General features: G+C 65.7%; 14 protein-coding genes and 1 tRNA gene. 8 read left to right on the top strand and 7 right to left on the bottom strand.

The features are described 5' to 3' along the window. The first annotated feature begins 44 nt into the window (after window positions 1–44). Window positions 45–851: an aldo/keto reductase gene (locus ACNS84_RS13525; protein WP_435075391.1), complete on the top strand. Its 807-nt coding sequence runs from the start codon at window positions 45–47 to the stop codon at window positions 849–851. Window positions 852–975: 124 nt separating this feature from the next. Next, the gene (locus ACNS84_RS13520; protein ID WP_435075390.1) at window positions 976–1,869 is read left to right on the top strand and encodes a bifunctional methylenetetrahydrofolate dehydrogenase/methenyltetrahydrofolate cyclohydrolase; all 894 of its coding nucleotides are present in this window, start codon (window positions 976–978) and stop codon (window positions 1,867–1,869) included. A 53-nt stretch (window positions 1,870–1,922) separates the two neighbouring features. On the opposite strand, the gene ACNS84_RS13515 is transcribed toward ACNS84_RS13520, so the two are convergent. Next, the gene (locus ACNS84_RS13515) at window positions 1,923–2,960 is read right to left on the bottom strand and encodes a succinylglutamate desuccinylase/aspartoacylase family protein (RefSeq protein WP_435075389.1); all 1,038 of its coding nucleotides are present in this window, start codon (window positions 2,958–2,960) and stop codon (window positions 1,923–1,925) included. Between the two features lie 156 nt (window positions 2,961–3,116). On the opposite strand from ACNS84_RS13515, the gene ACNS84_RS13510 reads away from it, so the two are divergent. Continuing rightward, window positions 3,117–4,469 (top strand): putative ATP-dependent zinc protease, encoded by a 1,353-nt coding sequence (locus ACNS84_RS13510; RefSeq protein ID WP_435075388.1) that lies wholly within the window; start codon window positions 3,117–3,119, stop codon window positions 4,467–4,469. Window positions 4,470–4,489: 20 nt separating this feature from the next. Here the strand turns inward: ACNS84_RS13510 and ACNS84_RS13505 are convergent, their stop codons facing one another. Then, the gene (locus ACNS84_RS13505) at window positions 4,490–5,086 is read right to left on the bottom strand and encodes a DNA-3-methyladenine glycosylase family protein (protein WP_435075387.1); all 597 of its coding nucleotides are present in this window, start codon (window positions 5,084–5,086) and stop codon (window positions 4,490–4,492) included. Window positions 5,087–5,235: 149 nt separating this feature from the next. Here ACNS84_RS13505 and ACNS84_RS13500 point away from each other — a divergent pair, with 149 nt between their 5' ends. Further along, window positions 5,236–7,227, top strand: a complete 1,992-nt coding sequence (locus tag ACNS84_RS13500; RefSeq protein ID WP_435075386.1) for a 3-hydroxyacyl-CoA dehydrogenase/enoyl-CoA hydratase family protein — start codon at window positions 5,236–5,238, stop codon at window positions 7,225–7,227. 103 nt (window positions 7,228–7,330) lie between these two features. Here ACNS84_RS13500 and asd read toward each other — a convergent pair whose 3' ends face one another. The 4 genes from asd to ACNS84_RS13480 form a co-directional block, all read right to left on the bottom strand. After that, window positions 7,331–8,377, bottom strand: a complete 1,047-nt coding sequence (asd, locus tag ACNS84_RS13495) for an aspartate-semialdehyde dehydrogenase (RefSeq protein WP_435075385.1) — start codon at window positions 8,375–8,377, stop codon at window positions 7,331–7,333. A 474-nt stretch (window positions 8,378–8,851) separates the two neighbouring features. Further along, on the bottom strand, window positions 8,852–9,394 hold the full coding sequence (locus ACNS84_RS13490; protein WP_435075384.1) for a DUF7282 domain-containing protein: 543 nt from the start codon (window positions 9,392–9,394) through the stop codon (window positions 8,852–8,854). A gap of 478 nt (window positions 9,395–9,872) precedes the next feature. Continuing rightward, window positions 9,873–10,955, bottom strand: a complete 1,083-nt coding sequence (locus tag ACNS84_RS13485) for a DUF7972 family membrane protein (protein WP_435075383.1) — start codon at window positions 10,953–10,955, stop codon at window positions 9,873–9,875. Next, on the bottom strand, window positions 10,952–11,584 hold the full coding sequence (locus tag ACNS84_RS13480) for a hypothetical protein (RefSeq protein ID WP_435075382.1): 633 nt from the start codon (window positions 11,582–11,584) through the stop codon (window positions 10,952–10,954). The genes ACNS84_RS13485 and ACNS84_RS13480 overlap by 4 nt, the downstream gene beginning before the upstream one ends. Window positions 11,585–11,721: 137 nt before the next feature. On the opposite strand from ACNS84_RS13480, the gene ACNS84_RS13475 reads away from it, so the two are divergent. The 3 genes from ACNS84_RS13475 to ACNS84_RS13465 all read left to right on the top strand — a co-directional run bounded on the left by ACNS84_RS13475 (window position 11,722) and on the right by ACNS84_RS13465 (window position 13,927). Continuing rightward, window positions 11,722–12,699 (top strand): calcium/sodium antiporter, encoded by a 978-nt coding sequence (locus tag ACNS84_RS13475; protein ID WP_435075603.1) that lies wholly within the window; start codon window positions 11,722–11,724, stop codon window positions 12,697–12,699. A 176-nt stretch (window positions 12,700–12,875) separates the two neighbouring features. Beyond that, on the top strand, window positions 12,876–13,109 hold the full coding sequence (locus ACNS84_RS13470; protein WP_435075381.1) for a hypothetical protein: 234 nt from the start codon (window positions 12,876–12,878) through the stop codon (window positions 13,107–13,109). Window positions 13,110–13,195: 86 nt separating this feature from the next. Further along, window positions 13,196–13,927, top strand: a complete 732-nt coding sequence (locus tag ACNS84_RS13465) for an MBL fold metallo-hydrolase (RefSeq protein ID WP_435075380.1) — start codon at window positions 13,196–13,198, stop codon at window positions 13,925–13,927. A gap of 91 nt (window positions 13,928–14,018) precedes the next feature. Here ACNS84_RS13465 and ACNS84_RS13460 read toward each other — a convergent pair. Beyond that, window positions 14,019–14,091, bottom strand: a tRNA-His gene (locus tag ACNS84_RS13460). A 194-nt stretch (window positions 14,092–14,285) separates the two neighbouring features. Between ACNS84_RS13460 and ACNS84_RS13455 the strand changes: the two genes are divergently transcribed. Next, entirely contained in the window at window positions 14,286–14,741 is a 456-nt protein-coding gene (locus ACNS84_RS13455; protein ID WP_435075379.1) for a DUF5814 domain-containing protein, read from the top strand. Window positions 14,742–14,921 lie beyond the last annotated feature (180 nt).

Raw genomic sequence — 14,921 nt, 5'->3', positions numbered from 1 at the left:
GCGGGAAGCGGACGCTTTTTGTTCCGATCGGCGGACAGTCCGATATGAACCTCCCGCCCGTCGGGCTCGGCACGATGGGGATAGACGATCCCGAGACGGTCGCGACCGCGCTCTCGGTCGGCTACCGTCACCTGGACACCGCCCGAATCTACGGCAACGAGTCGGTCGTCGGCGAGGGACTCACCGCCTGGCTCGACAAGCGTGAGACGCCCGGCGACGCTGCCGGGGCCGACGCAGTGAGCCGCGAGGACGTGACGGTCGCGACGAAGCTGTGGATCGACGACCTCGGCGCGGACGACGTCGGCCCGACCGCTCGCGAGAGCGCCGACCTGCTCGGCGTCGAGACACTCGACCTGCTGTACGTCCACCGGCCGCGGGGCGCGTACGCTCCGGCCGAGACCCTCCCCGAACTCGATCGGCTGGTCGACGAGAGAGTCGTGCGGAACGTCGGCGTCTCGAACTTCGATCCGGAGCAACTGGACCGCGCTATCGACGTCCTCGACGCGCCACTGGCGGCCCATCAGACAGAGCTGCATCCGCTATTTTATAAGCCGGCGCTGCTGGACCACGCCCGAGAACACGGCTACACCGTCGTCGCGTACTCGCCGCTGGCCGGTGGTCGGGTGCGCGAGATCGACGCCGTTCGCGAGGTTGCAGCGGCGCACGACGCGACGCCGGAGGCGGTTGCGATCGCGTGGGCGACCGCGAAAGAGCCGGTCGTGACGATCCCGAAGGCGTCGAGCGAGCGCCACCTTCGGGCGAACCTCGCGGCCGCCGACCTCGAACTGACGGCCGACGAGACAGCCGCCATCGACGCCGTCGAGCGCGAGGAAGAGCTGTTCCCCGAGTAGGCTGTTCCCCGAGTAGCCGTTCTCGGTGCGTTCGATCCACGGGTACGGATCAAAAACAGGATTAGGAGGGTTCAATGACCACGATCCCGCGTCACTTTTACGTCGGCGACGACGACGGGCTGGCATGACCGAGATCATCGACGGGGAGTCCGTCGCGGCCGACGTGCGCGACGAGGTTACCGCACACGTCGAGACGCTGGAGGCGGCCGGCGTGACGCCCGGCCTCGCCACCGTCCTGATGAGCGACGACCCCGCAAGCGAGACGTACGTCTCGATGAAACAGCGCGACTGCGAGGAGGTCGGTATCGAAAGCGTCCACGTCGAGATCGATGCCGACGCGCCGGCCGCAGAGCTGTACGACACCATCGACGATCTCAACGATCGGGACGACGTCCACGGGATTCTGGTTCAGCTTCCCGTCCCGGACCACGTCGACAAGCGGAGCGTCCTCCGGCGGATCGATCCCGAGAAGGACGTGGACGGCTTCCATCCGGAGAACGTCGGCCGGCTCGTCGCCGGTGACGCCCGGTTTAAGCCCTGCACGCCGCACGGCGTCCAGAAACTCCTCGCGGCGTACGACGTGGAGACGGAGGGGGCGGACGCGGTCGTCGTCGGTCGATCGGACATCGTCGGGAAGCCCATGGCGAACCTCCTGATCCAGAAGGGGCCGGTCGGGAACGCGACCACGACCGTCTGTCACTCCCGGACGAGAGACCTCGAGGGGAAACTCGCGACCGCGGACATCGTCATCGCCGCCGCCGGCATCCCGGAGTTCATCGACGGCTCGATGCTGAAACCGGGCGCGGCGGTCGTCGACGTAGGGATCAACCGCGTCGACGCGGACACCGAGAAGGGGTACGAACTGGTGGGCGACGTCGACTACGAGTCGGCCGAAGCGGTCGCCGGCGCGATCACGCCGGTTCCCGGCGGCGTCGGCCCGATGACGCGGGCGATGCTCCTTTATAATACGGTGAAGGCGGCCGGACTCCAACACGACGTGGCGATCGATCTGGACTGAGACGGAGTCGTGGCGCGCGGCTCCGTCCGACACCTCGCCGGTCTCCGCGGCTGTCAGTCCGCCGCGTCCGGCTGTCCGACCGGTTTCGGTTCGTTCCCCGTCTCGATCGCACGCCGGACCGCCTCGTCGATTTCGACGAGGTGACAGAGGGGGTTACCCGGATAGACGACAGGGTTCTCGAGTAGCCCGATGAGCAGCCCGGTGAAGGGGGCCTCGACGGCGACCGCGTCCTCTTTGAAGGGGTTGGTGATCGTCGCGATCCGTTCGCCCTCGTGGACGAGCGAACCGCTTTCGTAGTGCGTGTCGACGATGCCCCCCGAGTCAGCGCGAAGCCACGTTTTCTCGCCCGCACCGGCGACGATCGTCCGCCAGCCGGGCCAGCGAACCATGTCTGTTTCGAGCAGTCCGTACTCGGCGAAGACGGAGTGGACGCCTTCGAGCGCGTCGTCGATGAGGGGCCGCTGGAAGCGGTGCGCCTCGCCCATCTCTATCGTGATCGTGGGGATACCGGCGGCCGTCGCCTCGCCTCGGAGGGTGCCGCTCGGTCCGTCGCTGTCGATGATCACCTTCGAGCCGAACGCCATGCCGAGCCGGTGGACGCCCGCGTCGGCCATGTCCGCTCGGACGTGGAGCATGTTCGTCCGACCACGGGTGGAGGTGTGGAAGTCGAGTCCGAAGTCGCAGGGCGCGATGAAGTTGGAGTAGATCTGGTTGGCCATGCGCTTCGAACTCGTCGAGCCGGCCTCGCCGGGGAACGAGCGGTTGAGGTCTCGGTCGTACACCGGGAGGTACCGCTGCTGTGCGATGAACCCGGGGACGTTGAGCACCGGGAGACAGACGAGCGTCCCGGCGAGGTTCGAGAGGTCCCACTCGTGGGCGACCTCCCGGACCACCTCGATCCCGTTGAGCTCGTCGCCATGTGCTGCCGCGGTGAGGAACACTGTCGGGCCGTCGCGTTCGCCGTTAACGATGGTCACGGGGATACGAACCGGGTCGCCGAGGTACGTCTCGCTGATACCGTATCGGATGTTCTGCGTCTCGCCGGGCGGCACCGACCCCCCGTTGTACGTGAACATCCGGTCGTCGCTCATGCTACGAGCGAGCAGGTGAGCGTGTTTATATATGACGACCCGGCTATCACCCGGCGAAACGCCCGACAACGGGATGCGTGAAACGCGAACCGGCACCGTTGACGTCGGCGGCGCCGAATCGGACCAACTTTTACAGCGGCACGCGCAGGTAGATCCATGAGTTCGGACCCAGTTCGCGTGGGAGTGCTGTCGCTGCACAACAGCAAGGAAACGAAAGCGATCTGCAACGCGGTCGAAGACCTCGGTCACGAGCCCGTCTGGCTCCGCGAGGAGAACGTCGCGATCAGCGTCGAGGACGGCGACGTCTCAGTCGAGCCGTCCGTCGACGTCATCGCGAACCGGCTGCTCCTTTCGAACACCGACCAGCCCGCAGAGCTGCTGGGGCTGGCGAAGACGTTCGAGCGGATCCGACCCATGCTAAACGAGCCGGACGCCGTGCTCGCGTCGATCCACAAGTTCGCGACGGCGGCGACGCTCGCCGACTGGAACATCCGCGTCCCCGACGCACTGCTCGCGCTGTCGAACGACAGGCTCAACGAGGGGCGCGAGCGCTTCGGTGAGGTCGGCGTGTACAAGACCGCCATCGGAACGCACGGCGGCGGCACGTGGAAGGTCGACCTCACCGAGCGGGTAAACCCGAAGGTCGGCAACCGGCAGGCGTTCCTCCAGAAGCTGATCGACCGCAACGACGAGAAGCACCGCGACCTGCGCGTCTACATCGTGGGCGACAAGATCGTCGGGTCGATGTACCGTTACGCCCCCGAGGGCGACTGGCGGACCAACGTCGCGCTCGGCGGCGCGGTCGAGGACGCGACCGACGACATGCCGGAAGAGGCCGCCGAGACCGCGTTGTACGCGGCCGACGTGATGGACCTCGACTACGCCGGCGTCGACCTCGTCGAGGGGTATGACGGCTGGTACGTGCTGGAAGTGAATCCGACGGCCGGGTTTAAAGGGCTCTACGAGGCGACCGGCACGAGCCCCGCGCCGCACATCGCCAAGCTCGCGATCGAGACCGTCGACGGTGAGGTTGACGACGACGACGTCGAGCGCATCGCCGCCACGCTGGACGACTCGCGGCCCTCCTGCGCGCCGCGGCCGAAGACGATCCCGACCGAACAGCCCGACATCGGCTACATCGAAAAGGTCGTCGTCACCGGCACCTCCGGCTCCACGCAGGCGCTTGCGAAGTCTGACACGGGCGCGACCCGCACCAGCATCGACACCAAACTCGCCGCCGACATCGGTGCCGGCCCGATCAAGAGCATGACTCGGGTCAAATCGGGCAGCGTGAAGGGCGGGAAGGCCCGCCCCGTCGTCGACCTCGTGATCGGCATCGGCGGCAACCAGCACACCGTCACCGCGAGCGTCGAGGACCGCGGCCATATGGAGTACCCCCTCCTCCTCGGCCGGGACATCCTCAGCGACTACCGCGTCGACGTCCGGCGGCGCGTCGACGCCGACGAAGCTGAGAGCGACGAGGCCAACGAGATCTTAGAAGAGGAGTAGCCGCTCCGAGAGCGCACCGGCTACGACTCGTACTCCGCCCAGACGTAGCGCGTCCCGTAGCTTCGGTAGGGACGCCACGTCTCGGCGATGTCGCGCATCTCCGCTCGCGACAGCGGTGCACCGTCGTTGTACACCTGTTCGATGCCTTTTCGCACCGCGAGGTCGCCGAGCGGCAACACGTCCTCGCGACCGAGCGCGAAGATCAGGTACATCCGCGCGGTCCACTCGCCGACGCCCCGAATCGTGGTGAGCGCCTCGACGACCGCCTCGTCGCTCGCGTCCGCCAACCCCTCGCGTGTCAGGTCGCGGTCGCCGTCCCGGAACGCGCCGGCGGCCTCGCGGAGGTACTCGACTTTCGTCCCGCTGAGCCCCGCCTCCCGCAAGGCGTCCTCGTCGGCCGCGAGCACGCGGTCGGGAGTCGGATCGCCGCCGAGGACTCCCACGAAACGCTCGTGGATGGCCGCCGCGGAGGCGGTCGAGAGCTGTTGGTTCACGATCGAGGTACAGAGGCGCGCGAACTCGTCGTCCGCAGCCTCGATCGGGAGCGGGCCGTGCCGGTCGATCAGCGCGGCCATCGTCGGATCCTCGCGGAGCGTCGCCGCGACGTGCTCGTTCATCGTGTCTTCCCACGAACCGAAGCCACCCGACCGTTTCGGTCGCGGCGGTGACCGCGCTTCGACCCCGCTCCCGCGCTTGATAAACTTACCGCGAGTTTCTCGTTTGGAAGATGGAAACGTTCAACCATGACGGTTCCGACCATTTCAGTATGCAACTCGAAGACGTCCAGCATGTGACGGTCCTCGGCGCCGGAAACATGGGGCACGGCATCGCGGAGGTGGCCGCGCTCGCCGGCTACGACGTAGCCCTGCGAGACATCAAATCGGAATTCGTCCAGAACGGCTACGATCAGATCGAGTGGTCGCTCGGAAAGCTCGCCGAGAAGGATCGCATCAGTGACGACGAGGCCGACGCAGCGCTCGACCGGGTCGAGGCCTTCGTTGACCTCGAAGACTCGCTCGCCGACGCCGACGTGGTCATCGAGGTCGTCCCCGAGAAGATGGCGATCAAGAAAGACGTGTACGACGAGGTCGTCGAGTACGCGCCCGACGAGGCCGTCTTCGTCACCAACACCTCCAGCCTCTCTATCACCGAACTCTCCGAGGTGACTGACCGCCCCGAGCGCTTCTGCGGCATGCACTTCTTCAACCCGCCGGTGCGGATGGACCTCGTCGAGGTCATCTCCGGGAAGCACACCTCGGAGGACACCCTCGAACTGGTAGAAGGGCTCGCGGAGTCGATGGGGAAGACCCCCGTCCGCGTTCGCAAGGACAGCCCCGGCTTCATCGTCAACCGCATTATCGTCCCGCTGATGAACGAGGCGGCGTGGATCGTCGAGTCCGGCGATGCCACGATGGAGGCGGTCGACTCCACGACGAAGTTCGACATGGGGCTCCCGATGGGCCTGTTCGAGCTCGCCGACCAGGTCGGCATCGACGTGGGGTACCACGTGCTCGACTACATGCACGAGGTGCTCGGCGAGGCGTATCGTCCCTGCCCGCTGCTCGTCGAGAAGGTCGACGCGGATGAGATCGGAAAAAAGACCGGCTCCGGGTTCTACGACTACGAGGACGGCGAGGGCGCACAGATTCCTTCGGACGCGATCGATGCGGACGTCAAGAAGCGACTGCTCGCCGTGATGGCCAACGAGGTCGCGGGGCTGATCGGCAACGACGTCGCCGACGCGCCCGCGATCGACCGCGCCGTGAAACTCGGCGCCGGCTTCCCTGACGGTCCCGCGAAGCTGGCCGACAACGAGGGGCTCGCCGACCTCGTCGACGTCCTCGACGACCTCCACGAGGCGACCGGCGAGGCGCGCTACGAGGCCACCGACTACCTCCGCGACGCCGCCGAGGCGGGCGGGTTCCACGGTGACGCCGAGGGCGGTGACGCCGGGACCGAGGACGACGCCCTCGCCGCGTACGACACGCTCAACGTCGCCGTCGAGAATCGCGTCGGCCACGTCGAGATCGACCGCCAGCACCGGATGAATGCGATCAACGGGGAGCTGCTCGACGAGCTTTCCGACGCGATCGACCGACTGGACGACGACGACGATGTACGGGCCCTCCTTCTCTCCGGCGCCGGCGACCGCGCCTTCTCGGCCGGCGCCGACTTACAGAGCATGGCCGCCGGCCGCGGGGACCCGATCAACTCCGTCGAGCTCTCGCGTCAGGGCCAGCAGACGTTCGGCAAGCTGGAGGACTCCGACAAGCCCGTGGTCGCGGCCATCGACGGCTACTGTTTCGGCGGCGCGATGGAGCTCGTGACCGCGGCCGACATGCGGGTCGCCTCCGAACGCTCGGAGCTCGGTCAGACCGAGCTCGAGCTCGGACTTCTCCCGGGCTGGGGCGGCACTCAGCGGCTCGCCCGGATCGTCGGCGAGGGACGCGCGAAGGAGATCATCTTCACCGCCGACCGCTACGAGGCCGAGACGCTGGAGGGGTACGGCTTCATCAATGAGGTCATCCCCAACGACGAGTTCGACGAGCGCGCGCGAGAGCTGGTCGAGGGGCTCGCCGCCGGCCCGCCGATCGCCCAGAAGTACACGAAGCGCGCGATGCACGCCGGCCGCACCGACGCCGAGGCCGGCCTCGAAGTGGAGGCGATGGGCTTCGGCCACGTGATGAACACCGACGACCTCATGGAGGGCGTCACGGCGTTCATGAGCGACGGCGAGCCGGAGTTCGAAGGAAAGTAGGGCCGCGGCCGTTCGGTCGCTCTCGTCTTCTTAAAAATCAGCGGCGTGCCGCCGCCGCTCGCTTCCGGACCGTTTCGAGCGTCTCCGTCTTCGGCGTCTCCGTCTAGACGTACCCTTCCTCGACGAGCAGTTCGCCGTTCAGCAGCGAGGCGCCCGCCGCGCCGCGGATCGTGTTGTGCGCGAGGCAGTTGTACTTCGCGCCGGCGTCGGTCGACTGCACGCCGCCGGCGACGATACCCATACCGTTCGCGTACGTGCGGTCGAGGCGGGGCTGCGGGCGCTCCGGCTCGTCGTCGCCGTAGACCTTGATGAGCTGGTCGGGAGAGCTCGGAAGCGAGCCGGCGCCCTCGAACGAGCGCATCGCCTCGCGAAGGTCGTCGGCGGAGGGGTCGTCGGCGAACTCGGCGAAGACGTTTTCGAGGTGTCCGTCGAGGGTGGGAATCCGGTTACAGGAGGCGGCGACGTCGGCGCCGTGGAGGTGGACCTCCGCGCCGTCGAACTCGCCGAGGAGCTTCCGCGACTCCGTCTCCATCTTCTCCTCCTCACCGCCGATGTGCGGGATGGCGTTGTCGATGATCTCCATCGAGGTGACGCCGGAGTAGCCCGCGCCCGAAACCGCCTGGAGCGTGGAGACGCGAACGCTCTCCAGTCCGAACTGGTCGATCGCCGCGAGGGTGGGAACCATCGTGATCGTCGAGCAGTTCGGGTTCTTCACGAGCGCGCCGTCCCAGCCGCGCTCGTCGCGTTGGACCTCGATGAGGTCGAGGTGGCCGGGGTTGATCTCGGGGATCGTGAGGGGGACGTCAGCCGCCATGCGATCGTTCGAGGAGTTCGAGGAGACGACGTACCCCTCGTCCAGGAACGCCGGCTCGACCTCGGCGGCGACCCCCGAGGGAAGCGACGAGAACAGGAGGTCGACGTCGGCGTCCGCGACTCCCGCGGGCGTCGTCTCCGCGACCTCCATCTCCGCGACGTCGTCAGGGATCGTCGTATTCACGCGCCACTTGGCGGCCTCGCGGTAGGTTTTCCCGGCGCTGTCCGCGCTCGCGGTGACGGCCGCGAGGTCGAACGTCGGGTGATCGTCGAGCAACTGGATGAACCGCTGACCCACGGCGCCGGTGGCACCGAGGATGCCGACTCGTACAGACATTGCGCGTGAGTCCGTCACAGGGACGTAAGTGCGTTCGGATACGCGTCGATTCCGCTGGCGACACCACTGACCGGTGACTCGCTCGCGGCCGACCGGGTCGCCGGTCAGCCCATTTTTATATGTCCGCCGGCTACCTCTCGATGCGCGCCCTCAGTCCCCGCCCGAGTACTCCCCGATGGGAGCGATGACAGCGCGGAGAACCCAGGCGCGTCACATATGGTCGCACACGCGATCCGCCCGTCGCCGCGCAGGCGACCGCCCGCCACGAGGGTTTCCCGGTCGACGCGGCACGCCGCCGGAGATGAGACCGGTCGTTAGTGTTGCGGGCGACATTTCACAATTGTCAGTAGAACTATTTATGAATAGTATTTAGAGTCCCGAATTCAACTACATTTTTCTACCCATGACGCGCCGATCTCAAGAGATAGTTGATGACTGAATAATTCCCGTCGTGATCGACGACTAGCAGTACTGCTAGAGTGTCACGTCGGCGACGTCGTTGACTGCGCCCTCGGCCGGGAGGTCAGTCCGGATCCGACTTCCCTTCGAGAACGGAACGTCAACGGACGAATCGAAATCCCCGCTGTGATCCATGTCCCTGTGGGGAACCGCAATCAACGTCTGGTCCTCCTCGAGTCGCTCCTGTTCCGCAACCTCCGGCAAAACGCCAGTATCAGCATCGAACAACTCGACGGTCTCGTTCAGATACTCCGTCCCCTTACCATTCTCCGCTTCAAGCAACCGTGACGCCCCAATTAGCGATCCAGCCCCGTCCTGCTGGGTAACCAAATCCCACGTGTGGATCGTGATGAACCCATCCTGTTCGACGTAGGTCCGGTCCACCGTGACGGAGGTTCCGTCCGACTGCTGATCGCTGAACGCGATTTCTGCGAAGTTTTTCTGTCCAGACTGTTTCTCATGGGGAGCGAGGTCGGTGCCACTTACCAGTCCCGCCACTGTCAGGCCGCCGATTCCACCCAGTACATCCCGTCTCAGAAACCCATCTAACTTTGTCATTTCTCTTGTCTCTGTCCGCGATTCATGTTCTATATATGGGGTGTATTAATATTTGCCATTCTCCATTTATCCGGGGTTATTTCCTGTATACATTCAATGATTACCGGTTGTTTTGCCATTATTTTATCTTCTATCAAGTACCACGTAAGAACATTCAATATGCAACATATGTAATTCGATGTACTGTTGACAACGCTGGCTCAACAGTTCAGTAACTAATGAGTAGTAGTTAGGATGACGCGACTGAATCTGCCTTCGTTCTGAAACGAACGATCACTAACGGTGTGTTGTCACTCTACCGAGCAATCAACTACTCGTCATTAACATTTATATATCAATCATAAATCAAAATAAAACATTGATTCTTGGGCTTTGAGCGTTGCTCCCCGGATTTCACTTTCACCGTGTCTGCTAGTAAAATCTCGCCTGATACTGTCGCAAGCGACATTCCCACGATTACGAGACCGGCCGCGCTCGGCTAGTCCCCGTCCCGTAACACCATTGGCCCGATGGCCAGCGTTCGCTTCGCGAGCGTCAGGATCCGGAGCACGTAGGAGACGAAAAGCGAGAAGGGGAGCAGCGTGACCGCGAACGCCGCTCCGACCGCGAGCGTGAGGTGGTCGAATCCGAGTGTCTGCCCCGGGAACGTCCCGCTGTCGACGGCGGCGACCATGACCCCCGCGACGACCAACGCCGGCACCGCGGCGTACAGGATCAGCCGCGAGAGGTCGATCAGCGCCCACTGGAAGTACAGCGTCTTCACGTGCTCGCGGGCCGGCGCGAACAGCGTCAGCGACTCTCGCAACTCGTCGAGCAAGTCGCGTTCGCGATCGGTTAGCCGCGCTCCGTATTCGTCCACGAGTCGCTCGATCCGGCCGAGCTTCCGACCGTAGTCGAAGTTCAGCGCCGCGGCGATAACGTCGAACGACCCGAACCGCGTGCCGTCGAGCAGGCTCCGTACCTTGTCGGCGTTCTCTGCGGTCCTGTCGGCGAACGCGTCGACGTCCTCTCGGAATTGGGCATCGACCTCGTTCTCCTCGTGTCGGTCGCGGACCGACTCTCGGAGGCGTTCCGCACGGTCCGACGACGCGTCGAGAATCGATGCGAGGAACGCGCTCGGATCCGTCGGCGCCGGCGCGCCGATCAGGTTCGCGACGGAATTCCGGACCTCCATCGAGCCGGTCATGCGCTCGCGCTGGTCGCCGAGGGGGCCGTTCTCCTGGGTGAGTACGAGTTGGCCGATCGTGACGACCAGCGTCGCGCCGGTGACGATGGCCGTGATCATCGCGGAGAACAGCGTCTCGATCGGGTCGCTCGCCCCGGCCTTCGCCGGGAGCGACGGCGAGAGGCCCGACGCGACTGCGACGAACGCGACGAAGACGGCGACCGTCAGGGCCCCGGCGACGACGAGCCGGTTCGCCCGCAACAGGAGCCAGAGCTTCAGTCGGTTCTCGCCGGCCCGCTCCCGCATCGTGTCGGCGGTGTCCGCGTCGGAGTCTCCTTCGACGGCGTCCGGGTGCGTCTCGCTCGGGTCTCCGTGGGCGCCGTCGTCCCGACTCATCGCGATTCGACGCGGACCGACAGATCGTCGACGTAGTGCGTCGCGTCCGCCTCCCAGATCACGGCCGTGCCGACGGCGAGGTAGAGCGTGTCGGTCGACAGCACCGGGGTAGTCCACTCGAAGGAGTACTCGCGCCAGCCGTCGGCGAGCCACAACGCGTCGCGGAGGCCGCCGTAGGGGGTCTCGCCGAGATCGGTCGTGTTCAGCCCCGGCTGGGGGAAGTCCTCTTCCGCCTCCGGGGGCTCCGGCCCCAGTCGCATCAGCGCGTGTCGAATGGTGTTGAACGACTCCGACTCGCTCCAGAACTGCCCGGTCACTTCGATCCGATAGGCTTCGTCGGCCTCGACCGGGACCGGGTGGACGGCCCAGGTGACGCCGTCGTCGTAGTCGCCCTGGTTCCAGATCCGGAGCGAGCGCTCGCCGGCGACCGCCTCCACGTCGGAGACGTCGACCTCCCAGTCGAAGTCGGCGAGTTCGACCTCCGGGCCGATCGCGGCGCCGCTCTCCCAGTCGCCGAGTCCGCTTTCGAACCCCTCTGTGAACGAGGGCTCGTCGCCGCCGGCCGCACAGCCAGCGACGCCGACCGTCCCGGCTGCGATTCCCGCGCGAATAAGATCCCGTCGTCTCACGGCGACCCACGTCCCTCCATGACGGTCGATACGACGGCCGACCGACACATAAGTACACGGTACGTTACGCAACCGGGGCGATGGCGTCCGGCCCAGTGGGTCGACTTTAATATCGTCTTTCGAGAACGATCGTGCACATGCTCGGAGGGACGACTGTCCAGATCGCTGTCATCGCGCTCACCATTATCGGCCTGTGGATCGGCGCCCGCGCGCTCGTGGACTCGACGGTCCGGATCGCCCGGCGGTTCGGCGTCAGCGAGCTAACGATCGGGCTGACGATCGTCGCGATGGGCACGTCGACGCCCGAACTGATCGTGACCGTCGACGCGGCGCTGGCGGGACTGGGAGATATCGGCGTCGGCAACGTCGTCGGCTCGAACGCCTACAACCTCGCGTTCATCCTCGGTGCGGTGTCACTGCTTCGGGTCATCCCGGTCGAGCGCTCGCTCGTCCACCGGGACGGCGTCGTGCTGGTGCTCTCGACGCTCGTGGGATTCGCAGCCCTGTTCGACCGGACCGTCACCGCCGTCGAGGGAGCGCTCCTCCTCGGCGCGTTCGTCGCGTACACGGTCTATCTGATACGCGACGAGGCGACGGCGCACTCGATCGAGACGGAGTACACGGACTCCCGGGTCACCGGCGTGATTCCGACGCGGTTCTCGCACCGCGCCCGCGACGCGCTGCTGCTCGTCGGCGGGCTGGCCGTCGTGCTTGTCAGCGGACATTTCATGGTCGAGGCCGCGTCGTCTCTGGCACGCGGCGTCGGCGTCTCGGACTGGGTGATCGGCGGGACGATCGTCGCGGCGGGCACGTCGACGCCGGAGCTCGCCGTCTCGCTCGTCGCCATGCGCCAGGGCCACGTCGGCATGTCGGTCGGCAACGTCGTCGGCAGCAACGTGTTCAACATTCTCGGTATCCTCGGGATCGCGTCGCTACTCCGGCCGCTCGCGGTCGGCGGCGCGGCGATCGAGACGCTCGTCTGGCTGACGGTCCTCACGGTGCTGATGGTCGCGGCGCTGTGGTCGGGACGACGGCTCTCGCGCTCGGAGGGAGCCCTCTTCGTCTGCTCTGAACTGGCCCGGTGGCTGCTCGGTCTCCTGCGAATCTTCGGCTGACTTCGCGTGCCGTTCGCGGGCGGCGATGGCGTCGCCGCCGACGCACAGGGCCGAGACGGCTCTCAGCCCCCTAGTCCAGAGCCGAGATTATCGTGAACCGCGAGGTCGGAGTTTCACGGCCCTAACCGGGTCCGATGACCACTTATATACGGCGAGGACGTGACCGTGAAAATGACATGGGAATTCTTGACGCGTTCGGTTCGATAGCGAGTGCATTGGTCGGTGGCATCGTCATGCTTGCGTTCGTCATCCTGAGCCTCTTCGTCACGGTGTTCGTCGTGGACGTCGCGGCGTCGATCGCCGGACTGAATCCGGATGACGGGTTCGTGACGCTCGGCGCCACGATCCTCGCCGGCAGCGCGATCCTGGCCGGCGGCGTGGGCTTCGCGACGCCCGAAGTGAGCCCGTAACGCGGAGTCTCTCCTCGCACTGATACTCAACCACAGCGAGCGATCGCGGCGCAAGTCACAACCTGTCGCCCGTCGAAGGGTCGCGTATGCCCACCACTGGGGTCAACGTCACTCTCGTTCGCAACGCCACGGTCCTCGCGACCGTCGGCAAAACGACTTTTCTCGTCGATCCGCTGTTCGCGCCGCAAGGCTCGCTTCCACCGATCGACGACACCCCGAACGACCGGAGGAATCCGCTCGTCCCGATGCCGGACGTCGACCTGTCACACGACGCCGTGATCGTCACCCACCGACATCCCGATCACTTCGACGAGGCGGCGAGGGAGAAACTGGACTCGGAGGTCCCGCTGTTCTGTCAGCCCGCCGAGGCAGAGGCGTTCGTCGACGAGGGGTTCACCGACGTGCGACCCGTCGAGGACGCGGTGTCGTTCGAGGGCGTCACGCTCCATCGGACGCCCGGCCGTCACGGTCACGGGGAGTTAGCCGAGCAGATGGGTCCCGTCTCTGGCTTCGTCCTCGTCGGCGACGATATCCTGTACCTCGCCGGCGACACGGTCTGGTACGATTCCGTCGCGGAGACGCTGGACCGGTTCGAGCCCGACGCGGTGGTCCTCAACGGCGGCGCTGCGCGGTTCAATCAGGGCGAGCCGATAACGATGGGTATCGAGGGCGTCTCCGCCGTCCGGGAGGCCACCGACGCCGCAGTCGCTGTGGTCCACATGGAGGCGATCAATCACTGTTTGCTCTCCCGCGAGGAACTCCGGTCGGAGACGGAAGACACGCTGGTGCCGGCGGACGGCGAGCAGATCGGTTTATAAGGCCGGCACTCGGTTCGGGTTCACTCACGGCGCTCTCTGCTTCGCTTCTCCGCGGAGCCTCGCGGCTCGCGGTGTTGCTCTTCGCGAGAAGGTCCGGGTGCGAGAATCGAACCCGCGTCTCAGCCTCCACAAGGCTGAAGGATAGTCCACTACCCTAACCCGGACACGCGTCGATATCTATCCCGCTTTGATAAATAACCGTTACGACTCCCGGACGGCCGTGTGACGCGGTGGCGTCCGTCGATCGGTCGCCTCGGTCGGAGTTCGATTCGGTCGGTTCACCTCGGTCTGCGTGAGTCGGGGCTCGCGCCGACGACCACGTCGTTTTTACTGCCAGCCGGCGTATCACAGACCACTCGTGGCGTTCACCGACAAGATATACGTGAAGAACCACCGGCAACTCGCCTCCCAACTGGAGACGAACATTCCCAAGGGGGCCTTCGCCGGGGCGACGCTCGACATGTTGTTCAGCGGTGACGGCCTCTCGAAACTCGACTCCACGACGCGCGATCGCATCCTCGATTTCGCCGAGGACTTCCTCGACTGCAGCTGTCAGGCGAACCCCTACTGCGGCTGTCCCGAGGAGAAGTTCATGCGCTACGTCCTCGAACTCCGCGCCGAGGGGCTCGGCCCGCAGGCGATCGTCGACGTGATGACGGACGACTACATGGTGTACGCCTACACCGGCGACGTGCTCTCGTTCCTCGACGACGCGGTCCGGAACTTGGAGGCCGTCGAGACCCTCGCTGACGTCGAGGGCAACGAGGAGATGTCCGAGCGCGCCCGCCGCGCGAAACGCGAGCTGTCGGGGTAGCACGCGTCACCGTCCGCGAGGTATGTTCGCGAGGTATGTCCGGGATAACTGAGCGACGCCGTCGGCGTCCGATCGCGACCGATCGCGACGTACGACCGGTCGCACCGCTTCCCACTCCCTTGGAGTGTCCGAACGGTCTAAGTGCGCTCGCACCCGTCTTCCGACAATGAGTCTTCGGCC

Origin of the sequence: Halorubrum wangae (genome assembly GCF_051194135.1) — an archaeon.
Lineage (GTDB): Archaea > Halobacteriota > Halobacteria > Halobacteriales > Haloferacaceae > Halorubrum.
This window is presented reverse-complemented; position numbering and strand designations above follow the sequence as displayed.

What these genes read in the sequence shown, in the direction of transcription:
- ACNS84_RS13525 (WP_435075391.1), top strand. Translation starts at nt 45, where the DNA reads ATGAACCTCCCGCCCGTCGGGCTCGGCACGATGGGGATAGACGATCCC.
- ACNS84_RS13520 (WP_435075390.1), top strand. Translation starts at nt 976, where the DNA reads ATGACCGAGATCATCGACGGGGAGTCCGTCGCGGCCGACGTGCGCGAC.
- ACNS84_RS13515 (WP_435075389.1), bottom strand. Translation starts at nt 2,960, where the DNA reads ATGAGCGACGACCGGATGTTCACGTACAACGGGGGGTCGGTGCCGCCC.
- ACNS84_RS13510 (WP_435075388.1), top strand. Translation starts at nt 3,117, where the DNA reads ATGAGTTCGGACCCAGTTCGCGTGGGAGTGCTGTCGCTGCACAACAGC.
- ACNS84_RS13505 (WP_435075387.1), bottom strand. Translation starts at nt 5,086, where the DNA reads ATGAACGAGCACGTCGCGGCGACGCTCCGCGAGGATCCGACGATGGCC.
- ACNS84_RS13500 (WP_435075386.1), top strand. Translation starts at nt 5,236, where the DNA reads ATGCAACTCGAAGACGTCCAGCATGTGACGGTCCTCGGCGCCGGAAAC.
- asd (WP_435075385.1), bottom strand. Translation starts at nt 8,377, where the DNA reads ATGTCTGTACGAGTCGGCATCCTCGGTGCCACCGGCGCCGTGGGTCAG.
- ACNS84_RS13490 (WP_435075384.1), bottom strand. Translation starts at nt 9,394, where the DNA reads ATGACAAAGTTAGATGGGTTTCTGAGACGGGATGTACTGGGTGGAATC.
- ACNS84_RS13485 (WP_435075383.1), bottom strand. Translation starts at nt 10,955, where the DNA reads ATGAGTCGGGACGACGGCGCCCACGGAGACCCGAGCGAGACGCACCCG.
- ACNS84_RS13475 (WP_435075603.1), top strand. Translation starts at nt 11,722, where the DNA reads ATGCTCGGAGGGACGACTGTCCAGATCGCTGTCATCGCGCTCACCATT.
- ACNS84_RS13470 (WP_435075381.1), top strand. Translation starts at nt 12,876, where the DNA reads ATGGGAATTCTTGACGCGTTCGGTTCGATAGCGAGTGCATTGGTCGGT.
- ACNS84_RS13465 (WP_435075380.1), top strand. Translation starts at nt 13,196, where the DNA reads ATGCCCACCACTGGGGTCAACGTCACTCTCGTTCGCAACGCCACGGTC.